We start from the raw sequence: 19,039 nt of genomic DNA, 5'->3' as shown, positions 1-19,039 counted from the left end.
TTCCTCCTAAAAAAAATCTTCCTCTTCATTTACTACATGTACCTCATCAAGAATGGTCATCTTTAATTCCTGTTGGCATTTATTTACCAGTTCCTGAATATCCTCCTTTGTTAATTCCTTGGTTGCCAATACTATTTCGAGCAGAATTGGCAGATTAAAGCCAGACAAAATAGTTACAGCAATCTCTTTCTCCAAAAAGGTTTTGGTAATCTTCTGATTGACACTTCCGCCAAATAAATCGGTAAAAACAAAAATCTGATCCTGCTCGTTCACCTGGTTTACAAATACATTCAACTCCTGTTCAAAATCACACTCATCCACATAAGCATTAATCACCGTAATCTCTTGAACCTTCCCCGTCAGTAATTGAATACTGCTAAGAAAGCCTGAAGCTAAGTGACCGTGAGTCGCTATTAGAATTTTCTTCATATGGTTAATTCCTTTCTTTCTGTTCACTTTTATATAAGCAATTCCTGTGCCAACTTTTAAAAACATTGGTTTAATCACGTTAATTCACATTAAAAAAAGTGTCTAACCTAAAAAAAACAGATTAGACACTTTTTTAGACACTTTATTTTTGAATATACGGTCCTAATAATTCATAGAGCAGCGAAAGCTCATAAGCATTGACTTTAAAATTATATTTCATCTCCATTGATTGAAAAATACTTCTAGAAACATAATAAAATTCATCTTCATCTGGTTTCAAATCATAATTCGGTTCTTCAGATTTTTCTGTCCGAGCCAAGAATAAACGTTCCATCATCAATGCCGTATGCATATAGAGATTTAGTTTTACACGGCCATTTAAAGTGAAATGATAGTAATTTTCATATTTAGAAATGACTGTTTCCACTTCACTCATCACGATCGTTGGGTTCAGAAAGTTCAAACGGTCCGCAATTCCTTCCAACGAAAAGAATTTTACTAGCTCCTGAATCAAGCGGTTAAATTCTGCCGGCTTCATTTCAGGACTCAAAATATGCTCCAAATTGGCTGCTCCATCACCGTCTAAGATGTCATAAACATTAATATTAGGAATTGAAAAGGAACGTGGAAGATCCGAAGTCGTGATGACCAATTTTGTCTTGTCAAAATAAGTTTCATCATTTTGGTCGATTAATTCACGTAGTTCTCTGTAGTCCTTCGTGAAAACTTCGATGGATTCATCCGATAAATGATGACGAAAAACATCTTTCAATTTGTCCGAAATCCCCAAACCCGACATACAGGAAATGATAATGTTGCTACTTTGAGAAAAGCCTTCAAAGTATTGAACATTGATTGAATACTTGTCTGCTGCATCCTCCGCAATCTGTTTAAATGGCGCATTCATCGTCATCTTCAAGCCAATATCAAGTGCAATGGAAGTCGTCAAATTATTCAGAAGAAGTAACTCCCCTTTTAAATCGTTCTTGATCTGTGTGTAAATTTGATTTAAAGAGCCCATATCTACGATCAGCACTAGACTATCTGTATTCACTTGCCGTTTCACGAAATTCCTTGTCGATTCGACAATCTCTGACACATTACTCTCTACTGGCATATCCAACGCTTCAAAAACATAATTGCCGCATAATTGATTCACTACTGCTTGAATGCTGCTAGCCGTACTATCTCCGTGAGCAAGCAACAGGCCCTTCAGCTCGATGGATTCATCTACATAATCAGATAAAGTCACGACAATAAGCAGTCTTAGAAAGTTCTCGTCCTTTTCTGAGAGCGGTGGTAAATGCTCCAAGAACTGATTACATAAGTAAGTCGTCCGAGGTAGATTTGCAGCTAATGTACGATTTATCCCGGTTAAGTCTGTCTTATAGCTTGGGGAAATGACATAGGATCTGCTAATAATTTCTGCAACAGGTCCACTCGTCGTCAATCCGTACGTTTTTCCTAAAACGGATACCCAGACCTTTCTAAACATCTGAATCATCAATTTTCTACTCATTGATAAAAAAGAATCCTTATCAATGTGATGCACCAAATGCTGTACTTCATTCTTTATCGAAGAAAAATTTTCATTGAAATTACCTTCATTTATCAGCTGAGTAATTTTTTCCAAAATCGAATCATAATCAAACGGTTTGATTCGATCCGTTTTTATCTTTTGATTTTTCTTTATCAATAAACTAGCAATCGGCAAGCTTTCTACTTCGGATTCCAGCATATTTAACTGAATCAAGATCTCATTTTTCCCAATCGTTAATGGTTCTTCTTGTGTTCGACTATACACATCCGCACAACTGATTTTAATGATATTCTTCAGCTTACCAATATTCCCACTAAAGGGATGAGATAACATTAAAGACAAGGCTTCTCTTGAAACAATAATATCTTTTTGTAAAACATCCGCTTCATTTTGAAAAAATAATTGAATCAGCTCTAATCGTTCTCGAATGGGGCGATCTTCAAAAGTTGGCAACATAACACTAATTTGAATACGCCGATCAAAGGTGTCTAATAAATAATTTTCACCTTTTTCCGTCGTGGCGAAAATAAAACGAACCTTAGCAGAATGCCAATTTACATTTTCACCGACTGGACGATAGTTTCCAGTATCAATAAATAGAAAGAGCTTTTCTTGATTTTCTTTCGATAGGCGATGGACCTCATCGAGAAAAAGATAGCCGTTGTTGGCCGTTGCCAATAAACCATCGGTATCCTTTTCAGCCCCCGTAAAGGCCCCCTTCTTGTATCCAAACAGTGTTGCCGAAAGCAGTTCGGGATTGTCCGCATAATCGGCACAGTTTAAGATAGCAAATGGTGCATCTTTTTCAATAATTTGCTCATGGATAGCGTATTCAAAAATTTTTGTGGCTAAAAAACTTTTTCCAACACCCGTGGCTCCATTTATTAATACACTGAGTCCGTTAGGCGGATATTTGACAGCGGCTATACATTTTTGAATGACCTCTCTCAGACTTCCGTCATGACCAACTACAGAATGAAAGGCTTCGTTTATTTGCTCCGTATTATCTACAACCGCATATTCATCTAAAGGCTTCCACAAAACAGGCTTTCCCGGTAATTTCTCGACCTTTTTATCTTCCACTAATCTCGTCAAATAATGGCTGGCATTCTGACGAGAGATACCTAGATTCTTCGAAATTTTCTCGGCAGTGACAGAAGACATATTCCCTGTTAGTCGTATCAGCTCATCAAAAACTCGATCTTTAGCGCTCTTTTTCATTTTTTCCTCCAGTTTAATGTGTCTAAAAGCATAATAAACTATCGGCTGCAATATGTCTATTCTATATTTGTATTCCAATTTTTACTTTGAAACACAAATAGTCGAATATTTGCCTCAGATATCTGACAAAATAATTTATCTACCAATTTAGTTTTTATCTAATATGATTTTTATGTTTTTTCATAGCTACAAATATTGAACTGGATTCATATATTAGTTTTATTAATAGATTACAGAAGGGTTAAGTATATTTGCATAGTTTCCAATTACTTTATCCTTCTGTAACTTTTTCAATCTTAGATTTACTAGCCCGTCTCGGGCCCTATTTTACAATGGTTTTGTCCACTTTTCTCTGGTAGAAAAACGTGGTAGAAAAAATAAAATAACACAAAAAAAGCGGCGTTTCATCCGCTTTTGGTAGAAGATTGGAAAACTCAGATAGAAAAAGGACGATTTTTAGCTCTTTAGAACGTTGATAAGTCCCCATTCTTACTGAGTTTTGCCATTATCTCCTATACATCTTGAATTCTAAGAATAGGTCATTATAGATGCCTAGGTATTTCGATCCTAGATCTTCGTAGACTTCAAGATGGGAGATCGTGTCATCAGATGGATAGAATTGTTCGTCCGACGAAATGTCTTTTGGCAATAACGCTTTTGCTTTTTCATTTGGTGTAGAATAACCAATATACTCTGCATTTTGTGCCGCATTTTCCGGTTCTAGCATAAAGTTGATGAAATCATAGGCACCTTCTTTATTTTTCACGGTTTTTGGCATAACGATATTATCAAACCAAAGATTGGAACCTTCTGGTGGGATTACGTAATGTAAATGTTCATTTTCCCACATCATATCGGCAGCTTCGCCAGAAAATGTCACTGCCACGGAGGCTTCTTCATTGATCATATACATTTTGATCTCATCTGCCACGATTGCTTTGACATTTGGCGTTAAATGATTCAATTTATTTGCTGCTTCTGTCAGCTGTGCCATATTCTTACTATTCAAAGAATAGCCTAAACTATTCAAAGAAAGCCCCATAACTTCTCGTGCACCGTCAATCAGCATCAAACTGTCTTTTAATTCCGGCTTCCACAAATCATCCCAATGCTTAATTTGATCTGCATCAAAGAATTTATCGTTATATACGATCCCTAAAGTTCCCCAAAAATATGGAATCGAATACTGATTATCTGGATCAAAATCCAAGTCTAAAAATCGTGGATCAATATTATTTAATCCTTTGATCTTCGAATGATCTAATGGAAGTACTAGTTTTTCTTTGATCATTTTTTGGATCATATATTCACTTGGTATAGCGATGTCGTAGTTTGTCCCACCTTGCTGGATTTTTGTGAACATCGCTTCATTAGAATCAAATGTTTCATAATTCACTTTGTATCCATATTCTTTTTCAAATTTCGTGATCAGACTAGGATCGATATAATCTCCCCAGTTATAGATGGTAAGTACCTTTGCTCCACTCATGCCACTTGTTTTTTCAAGTTGACGAACACCAAGCAGCAGCACCGCAATAATGATGAGAATACCTAAAAACAGAGATTGTAATTTTTTCATCGCAGCCGTGCCACCCCCTCGCGTACTCTTCTGTTTTTCTTCAGCCGTTTTGGACGGTTTTCTTTACTAATGAAGTAGTATCCAATGACCAATATCATGGAGAACAAGAAAACTAACGCACTTAGCGCATTGATTTCTAAACTGATTCCTTGTCTTGCACGAGAATAAATCTCTACTGAGAGCGTCGTAAAGCCATTTCCTGTGACGAAAAACGTAACCGCAAAATCATCAAGAGAATAAGTAAATGCCATAAAATATCCAGCTATGATTCCTGGAGAAAGATAAGGCAAAATGATATTTTTGACTACTTGGAAATTATTAGCACCAAGGTCTCTAGCCGCATCGACCATTGAATCGTTCATTTCCTGCAATTTTGGCAAGACCATCAAGACGACGATTGGAATGCTGAAAGCAATATGGGAAAGCAATACACTCTGAAAACCTAATCCGAATCCTAGTAGTGTAAAGAAAATCAAGAAACTAGCACCGATAATAACATCAGGAGAGACTAATAAGATGTTATTCATGCTCAACAACGCTGTCCGTGCACGTCGTTTCTTCGTGTAATAGATTCCCATAGCCCCAAATGTCCCGATGATCGTGGCGATCAATGCAGATAAGAAAGCCAGCATGAACGTATTCAATACGATAATGATCAAACGAGTATCTTCAAAAACAGCTTCATAATTTTCCCAAGTAAACCCTGTAAAGCTGTTCATCGTTCCTCCTTCATTGAAGGAATAAAAAATCAGATAGAAGATCGGTGCATATAAGAATAAAAAAACAATCCCTAAATAAAGATACGACCATTTAAATTTTTTCATTTATGAGCGACCTCCTTTTTTCTTCTCGCCTGTCAGGAGCATCACGATGAACATAGCAATGATTAAAATCACACCGATTGTAGAACCCATCCCCCAGTTTTGTGTAACCAAGAAATGCTGTTCGATAGCCGTTCCTAAAGTGATCACCCGATTTCCGCCAATCAGACGAGTCAGCATGAATAAAGAAAGAGAAGGAATAAATACTGCTTGGACGCCGCTTTTCACACCATTTAATGATAACGGAAAAATCACTCGTCGGAAGGTCTCAAAGCTATTCGCGCCTAAATCTCTGCTGGCACTGATCAAAGAAGGATTCATCTCTTCCAATGCATTGAAAATTGGCATAATCATAAATGGAATCTCGATATACGTTGCCACGAACAGAAAACTGAAGTCTGTGAATAATATCTGTTTCGGCCCGATCCCGATAAAATCAAAGAAATGATTCACGCTGCCGTGCACACTGAAAATTCCAATAAATGCGTAAGCTTTAAGCAGCAGATTCACCCATGTAGGCAAAATAATCAGCATCAGCCATAATTGCTTGTGCTTCAGTTTTGTTAAAAAATAAGCAGTCGGGTAACTGATGATCAGCGTGAAAAACGTGATCAAAAATGCATACCATACAGAATTGATCGTCATAGAAAGCGATGTCCCCGACGTAAAATAAGATAGATAATTATTCAGCGTGAATTGCCCATTCATATCAAAAAAAGATTGATAAATGATCATTAATACAGGCGCGATCACGAATAAACCGAGCCACAAAATATAAGGGACGGAATAGATCCTGCGCATTGTTTTCATTCTTGTCCCCCCTATTCTTCGTAGCTGTCAAGACGTGCATCGAATTCTTCTTCAGACTCGTTGAAACGCATGACATGGATATCTTCTGGCTCAAAGGCCAATCCTACTTTGCTTCCTTCTTTAGCTTTTTTCGTTGAATGGACCATCCATTCATTTTGCTGTTCATCATAACAGATGATTTCATAATGGACACCACGAAACAGCTGAGTATCAACCGTTACGACTAGTTTTCCTTTATCTGGTGTCGTGATCGTCAAATCCTCTGGGCGTAAAACAACTTCAACTGGTTCATTTAGACGCATCCCGCCATCGACACATTCAAATTGCTTACCAACAAACTCAACTAGATTATCTTCGATCATTACACCGTCCACGATATTGCTCTCCCCAACAAAATCAGCAACGAAATGATTGATTGGCTCATCATAAATATCTACAGGTGTACCACTTTGGACGATTTTCCCTTTATTCATGACAAAAATCTCATCACTCATTGCCAACGCTTCTTCTTGGTCATGAGTAACAAAAATAAACGTGATTCCTAATCGTTGTTGCAGATCCCGCAGTTCATACTGCATATCTGTACGTAGTTTCAAATCAAGCGCCGATAACGGTTCATCTAGTAGCAATACTTTCGGTTCATTTACAATTGCTCGTGCAATCGCTACACGCTGTCTTTGACCACCAGACATTTCACTGATCTCCCGTTTTTCGTATCCAGGAAGCTGGACCATACGCAAAGCATCTTTTACCTTCTTTTCGATATCTGATTTGGACATTTTCTTGATCTTCAATCCAAAAGCAACGTTATCAAAAACATTCATATGAGGAAAAAGTGCATAATCTTGGAAGACGGTATTTACTTGTCGCTTATTAGCTGGCAAATCATTCAACCGTTTCCCTTCAAAATAGATGTCCCCTTCTGTAGCTTCGGTGAATCCAGCTATAATACGTAGGATCGTTGTTTTACCACAGCCGGAAGGACCAAGCAGTGTATAAAATTTTCCTTGTTCGATCTCAAAACTTACTTTTTTTAATACTGTTTCATCATCATAGCGTTTCACTACTTGATCAAATGAAATGATTGGTTTCCCCACGTTTTTACCCCCTATATTACAAATATGATTGCGTTGCAACAATCAATACTTTTGTTCGTTTTTTGAGATGATTCCTTAATTGATGTTGTTTTGTCGCTTGATAATAGATCGACTGTCCTGCTTTTGCCACATAGACCGTCTCTCCTAAGCTTAACTCTAATTCCCCTTCTAATACAAAAATAAACGTTTCAGATAATGAAGGTTCAAACGTCTTATATTCTCCTGCACCTTCAAAAGTCAGCAAGACAGGCTCCATTTCTTTTTCATTCGAATCAGCCACGAGCCATTCCAATTCATACCCGTTTTCTTCATCAAAATAAACCGTATGATCTTCTTTTGAATAAACCACTTGCAGATTCGCTGCTTCTTGATGAAAAAATTCTTCTGGAGTCACACCTAAGACTTCAAGAATAGAAAAGAATGTTTCCATTGATGGTGAACTTAAATCTCGTTCCAACTGGGAAATATACCCTTTTGACAAATCTGTGCGTTCGCCTAGTTCTTCTTGTGTCAAATTCTTTTGGATGCGCAAATTTCTTAACTTCTCACCAATTTCCATAATTTCCTCCGAATCGAAGTTTTCTAATAGTAAACTTCCTGTTTACTACCACTCGTATTAGTATACGAAATTTATTGAAAAAGGCAACCCTTTGTAAAATTTTTTTTGCTGAATATTTCTTTATCTTTTGGAATAAATTCTAGTTGTTTGATTCTTTATTTTTCACCTAATTTTTGTCTAAATTTACGGAAGAACAAGAATAAAAGAGTAGGCTTTATGGTATGATAAAAGAAAATTTTAAAAGGAGTGTCTCACGAATGAACGCTTTTCGATCTTTTCAGGTAATAAAGGAACCTGTTTTCCATACAGCAATCAGTGATCTGCCATTTACTGAATTGGCTGAAAATGAAGTCTTGGTAAAAATTGCCTATTCTGATGTCAATTATAAAGATGCATTGGCAATGAGCGAATCTGGTCAGGTGATACGAACATATCCGATGACTCCAGGGATTGATTTATCCGGAACTGTCGTCCAAAGTAACAATCCACGTTTTTCAAAAGAAGATCTTGTACTTGCTACTGGTTTTGGGCTTGGTGTCACCTATCCAGGCGGTTACAGCCAATACCAAAAAGTACCAGGAGACTGGTTAGTCCCTCTACCGAAAAATATGACACTGCGTCAAGCGATGATTTTTGGTACAGCAGGGTTTACTGCTATGTTGTGTGTGAACGCTTTAATCCGTCAAGGTATGACCTCCGATAAAAAAGTTGTCGTTACTGGTGCTTCTGGCGGTGTAGGCAGTACAGCGATAGCCCTGTTACATAAACTAGGATTCCAGTCAATCATTGCCTTTTCCAGAAAAGAAGAGTCTGTCACATGGCTAAAAAGTCTAGGTGCTTCTCAAGTCGTACGACCTGATGAATTTCTGCCAGAGACAACAAAAGCTTTAGGAAAACAGCAAATCGACTATGTCATCGACACAGTAGGTGGCGAGCAGCTAAGTAGTCTTCTTCCATTGATCTCTTATAACGGTGCAGTAGCTTTATGTGGCAATGCTGGGGGAATCAAACTAAACGCGACTGTCTTGCCTTTTATTCTGCGAAACATCCAGTTGATTGGAATTGATTCTGTCAATGTACCAATAGATCAACGTCTTTCTTTATGGCAACAGATGGCGGATTTGCAGATTGCAGATGAACTGGTCGTCCAAGAGATTACTCTGGATCAATTGCCTGAAACAGCATCTAAACTACTTGCTGGAACACACCAAGGAAGAACACTAGTAAATGTAGGTGACCATAAATGAAGATTCTAATCACAGCTGGAGGAACGACTGAAAAAATCGATCAAGTACGTGCTATTACAAATCATTCGACAGGACGATTAGGGCAAGCATTAGCTGATTATTTAGCTGCCAATCCGGATACCACAATCGATTACGTGACTACGAAACAAGCACTGAAACCGAAAAGACACTCCAATATAACGATTTATACGATCGAATCTGCACTGGACTTATTTTTACAATTAGAAGCACTAACGAAAAAAGAACACTACGACGCGATTATCCACAGTATGGCAGTCAGTGATTTTACTCCTGCTTTTAGTTTTTCAGAAGAACAGCTGGCAAAAAACCTACCCACTTCTTCAACGCAAGAAGAACTGGACAATTGGTTTGCGGAAAATGAACAGACAGATACCACTGTTTCAAAGATCTCTTCTGACACCGAGCATCTTGTGCTCGTTTTGAAGAAAACACCAAAAATCATTTCTTATCTACGTGAATGGCAGCCAAAAGCAAAAATCATTGGTTTCAAACTATTAGTAGATGTACCAAAGGAATCTCTTCTGGCAGTCGCAAAAAATAGTCTGATAAATAACAAAACTGATTTTATTTTCGCAAATGATTTGACGGAAATCCATGGCGAGACACACCACGGCTATCTCTTATCTAAAGATGGAACAGTGGAAGAAGCTCAAAGTAAATCTGAGATTGCTGCATTGATTACTGAGAAAATTAGACTGGAGGAATCAAAATGAAAAAGATCTTACTAGGCGTTACTGGAAGTATTTCTGCTTACAAAAGCGCTGATCTTACAAGTCAATTCGTCAAATTAGGTGCCCAGATAGATGTGATTATGTCTAAAAGCAGCACACATTTTATCACGCCATTAACCTTGCAATCTCTGTCGAAGCGCGCAGTCCATACAGACGTCATGCAAGAATCAAATCCGCAGGTAATCAATCATATCGAACTAGCAAAACAAGCTGACTTGTTTCTCATCGCGCCTGCTACAGCAAACATTATCGGCAAGCTAGCAAATGGCATTGCAGACGATCTTCTTTCAACAGTCGCAATGGCGCTTCCAGTGGGAACACCAAAATTGATTGCCCCTGCCATGAACACGAATATGTATCAAAACCCGATCACTCAGCGTAATCTGGAAACATTGAGATCTGTCGGCTATCAGGAAATTGAACCAAGAGAATCTCTTTTAGCTTGTGGAGATTTTGGAAAAGGTGCCTTAGCTGATATTCAGACGATCATCGAACAGGTCATGCTGACTCTTAATGAAAGAAATGCTTAGAAAAAAGGAGTACTTATGAAAAATACAAAAAACTTTACATTAACTGCGATGTTTTTAGCTATTTTGATTTTATTAGCTGTTACGCCTTTAGGTTTTATCCCTATCGGTCCAATCAATGCAACAACCATGCATATTCCTGTAATCATTGCTTCGATCGTTTTAGGACCAAGACTAGGTGCTTTTCTTGGCGGTACATTTGGACTGATCAGCATGATCCGTAGCACAGTTATCCAAACACCTTTGTCTTTTGTCTTTTCTCCGTTTATCCCAGTCATCGGAACAGAACATGGAAGCTGGAAAGCCTTGCTGATCGCGTTTATTCCTCGTATCTTGATTGGGGTGGTTCCTTATTTCGTTTATAAAGGTCTGCGCAAACTAATGAAACAAAAAGCAGATTCCGTTTCTTTATTCTTAGCTGGACTTTCCGGTTCATTGACCAATACGATTTTAGTGATGAATATGATCTACTTTTTATTCCAGCAAGATTATGCCAAAGTCATCGGAACAAATTTAAATGCTGTTTATTCAGCTATTCTAGCGGTTATTTTTACAAGTGGTATACCTGAAGGAATCGTCGCAGGTCTTGCGACTGCAGCAGTATGCAATGTCTTGTTAAGATACTTCAAGCACCCTTCTCTTACTAACTGATAGTCATCGTAGCCGATCTCTGATTTTTTTCTCTTTTGGTGTTACTATTGAATGGAAAGATTTGACGTCGAAAGGATGATCCAAATGAAAATTTTTGTTGTAGGTGCAAACGGACAAATTGGCCGACACCTGATAAAAGATTTAGCTCCAAGTTCCCATGAAATTTTTGCAGGGGTGAGAGATGTCGCTTCCCAAACATTAGTAAAAAAAGAGAATGTTTCGTATGTCTCTTTTGATTTAACTTGGTCCGTGGAAAAAATGACCGAAGCATTCAAAGGCATCGATGTATTAATTTTTGCTGCCGGCTCTCAAGGAAAGAATCTTCTGCAAGTAGACTTGGATGGCGCAATCAAAACAGTGATCGCAGCTGAAAATGCGCATGTCTCTCGCTATCTGATGGTCAGTGCTGTTTATGCAGATGAACCAGCAAAATGGCCTGAGTCCATGACAGATTATTATATTACTAAACATTATGCAGATGAATGGCTGAAACGAACTAACTTAGATTTTGTCATTCTTCAACCAGTCACATTGACTAACGATGAAGAAGTTACTTCCATTCAATTAACTAAGCCTAATGAGAAGGCATCAAAAACGATCACTCGCTCTACAGTTGCTGCTGTACTTGCCGCTCTAGTGGAAGAAACGGATATTTCTCGTACGACTCTAGTACTTTCTGAAGGTAGCAAAGAGTTGAATACAGCATTCCAAGAATGGGCAAAGGAGGGATAGATCCATGCGTGCCATTTCAATCAAGCATCCTGGTTCTGTAGATGTATTAGAACAAATTGAAGTGCCTGTTCCTAAACCAAAACAAGGCGAATTACTGATCAAAGTCCATACAGCAGCTGTCAATCGAACAGATATTATGAAAAGAGAATCAGTCTCTTTGAAACCTCCCTACCCTATTTTGGGAGTCGAAGTAGCTGGAGAGGTAGTTGAGAATAAAAGTGATATCTCCACTTTTACTCCTGGGACAAAAGTATACGGATTAGTCAATCTAGGTGGTTATGCCGAATATGCTGTGATGCCTGCCGATCGTGCAATCCTTCTCCCTGATACGCTAGACTATGTTTCTGCTGCTGGAATCTCAGAAGTTTTTTTGACTGCTTATCAAACACTTTACTGGCTTGGAAAATTACAAGAAGGCGAAACTGTCTTGATCCATGCAGGAGCAAGTGGTGTGGGAACAGCAGCGATCCAATTAGCTAGACAGCTTTCTCACGCGAAAATCATCGTTACTGCAGGATCAGAAGAAAAACTCGCCTTTTGTAAAGAACTTGGTGCAGATGAATTGATCAACTATAAAAAACAAGACTTTCAAGAAGAGGTACGAAAAATCACTGAAGGTCGGGGAATCGATGTTATTTTGGATTTCATCGGCGCTTCTTACTGGGAAAAGAATTTAGCTTCTATAGCCGTTGATGGACGTTGGGTCTTGATTGGTATGCTAGGTGGGACCATCGTGCCTGAGATAGACCTTGGTGTATTGATTGGGAAACGTGTCCAACTGCTTGGTACATTATTGACACCTAGAAGTGATCAGTATAAAGCAGAGCTCGCACAAACTTTTATGCAAAAAGCTGGGCCTTTTCTAGAAAATGGCAAGATTCGGCCAATCATTGACCGTACATTCCAATTCAGCGCAGTCAAACAAGCGCATGAATATATGGAAGCAAACAAAAACATCGGAAAAATCATTTTGAAGATAACTGAATAAAATCATGCTGATCAAAAAAGAGGCTGGGACAGAAGCGTTTATCTCCAAGAAATAAGAAGAAATTCACGAAAATTGCTTTTCAAATTTTTGTGAATTCCAGCTAATTTCCAAAGGAGTTGCTTCTGCTTCCGCCGTTTATACGTGTTTAGAGCGTGGGACAAAAGTAAAGAACACTTTTGTCTCACGCTCTTTTTCCGAACAAATGGTGTTCAAAAGCTTGCATCTGCGGTAATAAGTCCAACCAAGTTAAAAACATAAGAAGCTGTTTTTACTTGGCTGTTCTTATTACTTGATGCAGGGCAGCTTTTTCACAACCTCTTCACTAAACAGTGTTCAATCAGCTGACCCTCGGTATTAGCTCAAAAAACGGCAAAATATGAGGAACTATTTTGCCGTTTGTTTCTCTAATACTCAGGTCAAAACGCTGATTTCACAACCTCTTTTTATTTACGTTCTATTTCATTCATTTTCCGAAGCAAATCGAGCTGCTTGTATGCCCGCTTGTCGCCCAAAAATAATGATCTCCGCAACTGAATTTCCACCGATCCGGTTGTTTCCATGTAAGCCACCTGTGACTTCACCAGCAGCATATAACCCCCTAATTGGCTGGTTTTCTTTATCTAATACTTCAGTGTTCGTATTGATTTTCACACCGCCCATCGTGTAATGGATTCCTGGTGCGATTTTGATCGCATAATAATTCGGAGACGATAAGTCATGTTCCATGGCTGTGGCACGGTTGAATTGAGCATCTTTTTTCTCCGCAACATCCGTATTCCATCCATCAACTGTTTTTGCTAGTGTTTCTTTTGGTAAATCGATTTTTTCTGCTAATTCTTCCATTGTCTTTCCAGTTGTGACATATCCTTTTTGGTCATAAAATTCAATAGCTGTGGCACGATCACGCACGCCTTGGTCAAAAATCAAATAAGCTGATTTTTCAGGCAATGCTGTAATTGCTGCAGATACTTTATCCCTTGTATCCATTTCATTGACAAATCTTTTCCCCTCTTGATCGACCAAGATTGCTCCTTCTCCGCGAACAACCTCACCAATCAAGACCCCCTCATCCTGCTGCACAGTTGGATGAATTTGTATTTTATCCATATCAACGGTTTGTCCACCTAATTTTTCAATCATGGTGATACCATCTCCAGTTGATCCTTCTTGATTTGTCGTAATATAATCAGCTAAATCGGGACGATATTTTTCAATAAATTCTTTGCTGGCACCAAAACCGCCTGTGGTAACTACGATTGCTTTTCCGGTGACCTCTTTTGGTTCTTCTCCTTGAACATGTACAGTCACTTCATTGACCGTTTCCCCATTTTTCTTAATGTCTGTCACATCTGCGTTGACAAAAATAGGGATTTCCCGCTCATGGACGTTATTCAATAACCCCTCCACTAAGTATCCACCAATAGCCGAGCCATCAGACGGACGATGTGTCCTCTTTTCACTCATCCCTCCAGTGATCGTTAAGTTGTCCAGTTTGATACCGTTTTGATCTAGCCAATCGACCGCATCAGCAGAGTGATCGACAAAGTATCGAAGCATTTCTTTATCATTCGTTCCTCCACCACCTTTTAGCGTTTCTTCATAGAAGGCATCATTCGAGTCTTTGATTCCTTCTTCTTTTTGAAATTTTGTTTCTGAAGCATTCATACCGCTTGATGATTTAGATGTGTTTCCTCCGGCAACAGGCATCTTTTCCAAAATTACTGGATTCAACCCAGCATCTTTTGCTTCGATAGCTGCTGCCATCCCTGCACCACCAGCTCCAATAATCACGACATCATAAGATTCTTTCATTTCTTTTGGATCTGTATATACTTGTTCAGAAGCGCCTGATGATACTTCGGCAGATTCCTTCGTACTAGAACTTGTCTGCGCTGTATTTTTCTGATCTGCGCCGCATGCGCTCATAGCAAGAAGTGCAACGGCTGTTAATAAACCAGCAACTAATTTTTTCATTTGTATCCCCCTTTTCTCCTTATACTATATTAAGTGATTTTTTTCACAATATCAACTCTGTTTTTCTTTAAGTCATATAGCTTTGGTAAACACACGCTTCTTAGTATAATTAAGGATATACATGAAGGAGTTATTTTATGAATCATTTGAAAACCTTTTTTACGAACAGTACAAAAACTGCTGGCAGAATCACAAATGGAATCTATATTTTATTACGTATCATCGTTGTTATTATGTTGGCTGATCAGATTTGGAACCAACATTGGGGAAATACGATGCTTTTATTATTGACACTGATTTTGTTTGAAATTCCTTATTTCCTAGAAAAGATATTAAAGATACAGATTCCAAATATGCTAGAAATCATTTTGTTATCTTTTATTTTTAGTTCAACAGTTTTAGGAGAGTTAAGTGATTTTTATGGCTATTTTTCAATGTGGGATACTTTTCTACATGCATTCAGCGGATTTTTAGCTGGGGGTGTCGGCTTTTCCCTTGTTTATTTGCTCAATAAAAATACAAAAACCATGAACTTGACTCCTTTATTACTAGCAGTTGTTTCCTTCTGTTTTTCGATGACAGTTGGTGTTATGTGGGAGTTTGTGGAATTTTCAGCAGATAAATTACTGCAATTCGATATGCAAAAAGATACGATCATCCAGCAAATCAATAGTGTGGAGTTAAGTAAAGACGGAAACACTGTCTATCATGTTCCAGATATCACTCGGACAATCATTGAAAGTCAAAATGCAGATGGTAAAACAGATAAAACAATCATCCAAAATGGTTACTTAGACGTGGGAATCATGGATACTATGAAGGATTTATTTGTTAATTTTATTGGAGCAGTTGTTTTCAGTGTATTTGGTTACCTCTATAGTCGAAACGATTACCAAAAATTTACGTTCATCAAGAATTTTATTCCTAAAAAAATCAAACGATAAAACATGCTAAAAAACAAGAGAAGGGGCAGTGACAATACTTTTGTCACTGCCCCTTCTTTTTTGAATGTATGGCATGCCATTAGTTATCCGATAGTATTAACTCAAAAAAGTAAGATATGAGGAATGACTATTTCGTTTTTTATCCCAATACTGAGGACTTATTTCACCATTTCGTTATTTATCTAATTTACTTAAAACCTGCATAACTTTTTCATAATCTGGATTAGGTGTGCCGTCTAGATTTTCAGCAATAAAAGTAAAACCCATTTTTTTATAAAGAGCAATCGCCTGATGGCTCCATGTCTGTGTGTGAAGATAGATTGGTCCGTCCGTATGGAGGGTAGGAAATTCTTGCAAGACTCTGGCAGTCAATGCTTTTGCGAGCCCTTTTCCTTGGTAATCTGGTTTCACTGCTAACCAATGAAAAACCGGATACACTTGCTCTCTTGATTTTTTTCGCCAAGCGGTACAGGTTGCTACTTTTTCTCCTTTTTTTGTCTCTACAAAAAACATCCTTCTTTCAAGTTCTTCAGGATAAGGAGCAAAGTTTTGTTGAAAATACTCAAGTGCTTCATCTGTCGTTTGAAATTCCCCAACGGAAGTCTCAATCTCCGCCCAAGCAGATTCATCTTCTTTTTGATAAAATCGAAATTCAAAACCTTCCGCTAAAGGCGTGATTGGAACATTTTGTTGAAGTGGTCTTGTCATCCAGATTTCTGCGTAAGGTAACGTTTTATCTAACATTTTTCTATCCCTCCTCGTCTCCATTATGCCAAATAACATATGACTCAGCTACTTATTTGACTATAACAGATAGAGATATAAATCAGAACCAGTCATCTGCGCCAAATTCATTTCGATTAGCGTATACCCATGTTCCTGCCATACCTCGCATGAAATCTCCTAAAGCAGAAGAAGGAATACCTCCACCAGGTGCGGGTGTTCCCGGACTAGGAAGTGGTACTTGCGGCTGCAGATGCTCATCGGTGGAATCAATAGTTGACAAGCGTTTTTTCTTCGTTTCCTTCTGGTCATCTGATTCATTCTGATCTGCCGACTGTTTAGCAACAAATTCTTTTTCTGATTGTTGTTTTATTTTAGGCTCTAAAATTTCATTTTCCAATCCAGAAACTTGTGGGGCCAAATGAGCTTCTTGCCTTATCGTTTTATTAGATTCTGAGATTTTTCTAGATATTCTTGCTGGCTGTAAATTTCTTGTTTGCTTTGCTTCCCCTGTTGGAGAAACTGCATGAGCCATTTGTTGTTTTTTTTCTGACAAGTTTTCTTCTTGTTTTTTTTGTTCTTTTTGTCTTATCTGTTTTTTTAATGGTAAAACGTGTAAAAGCGACTGAGCATGGAGTTCTTGGAGTGAATACGGGTCATGATAACTATACATAATCGTAAAATCACCTGTTTGTTTGGTCAAATAACCATCCTCCAATGGTACTTCATTGATTGTAACCGATACATCCTTTAACGGTACGGGTTTATCTAAGGAATTTGTTGCTGATTGGATCAACTCTTCTTTGTTTATTTTTTCGTTTGGATGAACAATAAGATCATGGCCTTCTAATGAACGATTGTCTGGTATATAAACATAAGTAAAGGTAATTTCCCCTCCTGATTGCTTCCTGTTATTCATCAGTTCTGAGTGAAGTACTTCAAGGATCTCCGACCAGTGACTTTTTCTGTCTAATCCGTTTGCTTGCATCCAATCAGAAATAGAAGTGACTTTTCCGTCTTGTTCATAAGTCGATAAATCTATATTTGGCACTCGATCAGAAAATTCAGCAGGTAGGCGCAAATCAGGAATACGATTTACACTACTCATATGTGTTTCTGCTTGAAGTTCTTTATTTGTTTGACTATCTATAAAATGAGTGATGACAGTCGATGAAGCAGCAGATGCTTCTACATAAACTACAGCTGTTGTTTCTGCCACATTTGATGTTTTCGAGTCTATATAAGTTAATACAACGGGATATTCTCCCGGAGTTGTAGTATCTACTGTCCCGTTCATTTTGATTTCTTCTTTATTTCCTGAAGTTCCATCGCTTTTTGTTACATATTCAACAAGATCTTTAGGGGCGTAACTCTCTCCTGTTCTTAAGTGAAGATCTTTTCCTTTGATAGCTGTTTGATCAGCACGAACATGGATCACAGCAGATGCAGTCATTGTTTTTAAAGCAATTGGATCAAAATAGGACAAGGAAATAGTAGATGTTCCTGTATTAGTCGTATCCACGATATTCCCATTGTTTGAAATTACTTTGGACATATCTCCTTGTGTTCCATCTGCGTTCTTCAGCCTTTCTACCAGATCAGATATCGAAACTTTTGTCCCTGCCAGAACATCGATTTTCTTTCCTTCAAACTGTGAATAATCTTTTTCATATACATAAGAAACTTGTGCGCTTCCACCGTTCTTTATATCTGTCAAAGCATGATTCAAAATATCAGTGATCTGTTTTAACTGATCACCTTTTGTAGGATCAGTCATATCGGAAAAGATAGAAAGCGGCACACTGCTTCCGGTTTCCGATGTCCATAATGTTTTGTTAGGAATTAACCAGTAGTGGTTTATCGTTGGAGGATAACTGACTTTATTATAGGAAGTCAATGCAGGAAGTAGCTGTTTTCCATTTGCATCAGTGAAAGTATGAGTAATAGTGATAGGGGAATCAGTGGTCTCAGAAACAGAGGTACGTACGACCTTGATGGTTTGTGCCGTTGCCTGAACGGGTACATGCATATAGACACCTACAGATAAACTGATCAGCATCGTGCGCATCATAAACTTAACGTAGTGTTTTTCAGAACACGACCGTTCCTTATCTAAACGACAAGCGTGTTTATTTAGTTGTTTTGAACGTCTTTTTGAACACATTTATTCTTAGTCCTCCCTACTCTTGTCTAAACATGAAGTAGTAATTTTCATAAGATGATTTCATTATATAAATAAAATCAAAAGAAGATGGACTATTAGGAGAGTATTTTTTTTGATTTTTTATTGTTTCAAGAAAATCGGAATAATAACTTATGTAATTTTTAATTTTGTTAAGTAATATATCTAGTTACCCGTGGTGCTAGTTAATTTTAATATCCTAAAGAATATCTCAAAGTTCCTTCAAAACGTCGTTGTGCTCGACTTAATAGAACACTGTAAGC

17 protein-coding genes are annotated in these 19,039 nt (G+C 38.0%); 7 read left to right on the top strand and 10 right to left on the bottom strand.

Features of this window, described 5'->3' with window-relative positions; genetic code table 11:
* Window positions 1-6: 6 nt before the first annotated feature.
* The 7 genes from DIZ30_RS05855 to DIZ30_RS05825 form a co-directional block, all read right to left on the bottom strand.
* Window positions 7-507, bottom strand: coding sequence for a PTS sugar transporter subunit IIA (locus DIZ30_RS05855; RefSeq protein ID WP_256664972.1), 501 nt, complete (start codon window positions 505-507; stop codon window positions 7-9).
* 64 nt (window positions 508-571) lie between these two features.
* Window positions 572-3,268, bottom strand: coding sequence for a sigma 54-interacting transcriptional regulator (locus DIZ30_RS05850; RefSeq protein WP_002304269.1), 2,697 nt, complete (start codon window positions 3,266-3,268; stop codon window positions 572-574).
* Between the two features lie 427 nt (window positions 3,269-3,695).
* Window positions 3,696-4,769 carry an ABC transporter substrate-binding protein gene (locus DIZ30_RS05845; RefSeq protein WP_002293966.1) on the bottom strand — a complete coding sequence of 358 codons (1,074 nt, stop codon included), beginning with the start codon at window positions 4,767-4,769 and terminating at the stop codon, window positions 3,696-3,698.
* Complete coding sequence (locus DIZ30_RS05840; protein WP_002287036.1) at window positions 4,766-5,593, bottom strand: ABC transporter permease; 828 nt, start codon at window positions 5,591-5,593, stop codon at window positions 4,766-4,768. The genes DIZ30_RS05845 and DIZ30_RS05840 overlap by 4 nt, the downstream gene beginning before the upstream one ends.
* Window positions 5,594-6,400 (bottom strand): ABC transporter permease, encoded by an 807-nt coding sequence (locus tag DIZ30_RS05835; protein ID WP_002287038.1) that lies wholly within the window; start codon window positions 6,398-6,400, stop codon window positions 5,594-5,596.
* 11 nt (window positions 6,401-6,411) lie between these two features.
* Window positions 6,412-7,497 carry an ABC transporter ATP-binding protein gene (locus DIZ30_RS05830; protein WP_002287039.1) on the bottom strand — a complete coding sequence of 362 codons (1,086 nt, stop codon included), beginning with the start codon at window positions 7,495-7,497 and terminating at the stop codon, window positions 6,412-6,414.
* Window positions 7,498-7,513: 16 nt separating this feature from the next.
* Window positions 7,514-8,056 (bottom strand): helix-turn-helix domain-containing protein, encoded by a 543-nt coding sequence (locus DIZ30_RS05825; RefSeq protein WP_002287040.1) that lies wholly within the window; start codon window positions 8,054-8,056, stop codon window positions 7,514-7,516.
* A 257-nt stretch (window positions 8,057-8,313) separates the two neighbouring features.
* On the opposite strand from DIZ30_RS05825, the gene DIZ30_RS05820 reads away from it, so the two are divergent.
* The 6 genes from DIZ30_RS05820 to DIZ30_RS05795 all read left to right on the top strand — a co-directional run bounded on the left by DIZ30_RS05820 (window position 8,314) and on the right by DIZ30_RS05795 (window position 12,953).
* Window positions 8,314-9,303, top strand: coding sequence for an oxidoreductase (locus tag DIZ30_RS05820; RefSeq protein WP_002323323.1), 990 nt, complete (start codon window positions 8,314-8,316; stop codon window positions 9,301-9,303).
* Window positions 9,300-10,037, top strand: coding sequence for a phosphopantothenate--cysteine ligase (locus DIZ30_RS05815; protein WP_002293460.1), 738 nt, complete (start codon window positions 9,300-9,302; stop codon window positions 10,035-10,037). The genes DIZ30_RS05820 and DIZ30_RS05815 overlap by 4 nt, the downstream gene beginning before the upstream one ends.
* Window positions 10,034-10,585, top strand: a complete 552-nt coding sequence (gene coaC / locus DIZ30_RS05810; RefSeq protein WP_002323324.1) for a phosphopantothenoylcysteine decarboxylase — start codon at window positions 10,034-10,036, stop codon at window positions 10,583-10,585. Before DIZ30_RS05815 ends, coaC begins: the two co-directional genes overlap by 4 nt.
* 15 nt (window positions 10,586-10,600) lie before the next feature.
* Complete coding sequence (locus tag DIZ30_RS05805; RefSeq protein WP_002287046.1) at window positions 10,601-11,233, top strand: ECF transporter S component; 633 nt, start codon at window positions 10,601-10,603, stop codon at window positions 11,231-11,233.
* An 84-nt stretch (window positions 11,234-11,317) separates the two neighbouring features.
* Window positions 11,318-11,965, top strand: a complete 648-nt coding sequence (locus DIZ30_RS05800; RefSeq protein WP_002323325.1) for an NAD(P)-binding oxidoreductase — start codon at window positions 11,318-11,320, stop codon at window positions 11,963-11,965.
* Between the two features lie 4 nt (window positions 11,966-11,969).
* On the top strand, window positions 11,970-12,953 hold the full coding sequence (locus DIZ30_RS05795; RefSeq protein WP_002323326.1) for an NAD(P)H-quinone oxidoreductase: 984 nt from the start codon (window positions 11,970-11,972) through the stop codon (window positions 12,951-12,953).
* A 459-nt stretch (window positions 12,954-13,412) separates the two neighbouring features.
* On the opposite strand, the gene DIZ30_RS05790 is transcribed toward DIZ30_RS05795, so the two are convergent.
* The gene (locus tag DIZ30_RS05790) at window positions 13,413-14,927 is read right to left on the bottom strand and encodes a flavocytochrome c (RefSeq protein WP_002287050.1); all 1,515 of its coding nucleotides are present in this window, start codon (window positions 14,925-14,927) and stop codon (window positions 13,413-13,415) included.
* A gap of 137 nt (window positions 14,928-15,064) precedes the next feature.
* Here DIZ30_RS05790 and DIZ30_RS05785 point away from each other — a divergent pair, with 137 nt between their 5' ends.
* Window positions 15,065-15,871, top strand: a complete 807-nt coding sequence (locus DIZ30_RS05785; RefSeq protein WP_002323382.1) for a hypothetical protein — start codon at window positions 15,065-15,067, stop codon at window positions 15,869-15,871.
* A 174-nt stretch (window positions 15,872-16,045) separates the two neighbouring features.
* Here DIZ30_RS05785 and DIZ30_RS05780 read toward each other — a convergent pair whose 3' ends face one another.
* Entirely contained in the window at window positions 16,046-16,615 is a 570-nt protein-coding gene (locus DIZ30_RS05780) for a GNAT family N-acetyltransferase (RefSeq protein ID WP_002287055.1), read from the bottom strand.
* 82 nt (window positions 16,616-16,697) lie between these two features.
* The gene (locus tag DIZ30_RS05775) at window positions 16,698-18,758 is read right to left on the bottom strand and encodes a bacterial Ig-like domain-containing protein (RefSeq protein ID WP_002334100.1); all 2,061 of its coding nucleotides are present in this window, start codon (window positions 18,756-18,758) and stop codon (window positions 16,698-16,700) included.
* Between the last annotated feature and the right edge of the window lie 281 nt (window positions 18,759-19,039).

Source organism: Enterococcus sp. H57 (assembly GCF_003112495.1).
GTDB classification, from domain to species: Bacteria; Bacillota; Bacilli; order Lactobacillales; family Enterococcaceae; genus Enterococcus_B; species Enterococcus_B faecium.
The sequence above is the reverse complement of the archived record's forward strand: the minus strand, read 5'-3'. Positions and strand labels throughout refer to the sequence as shown.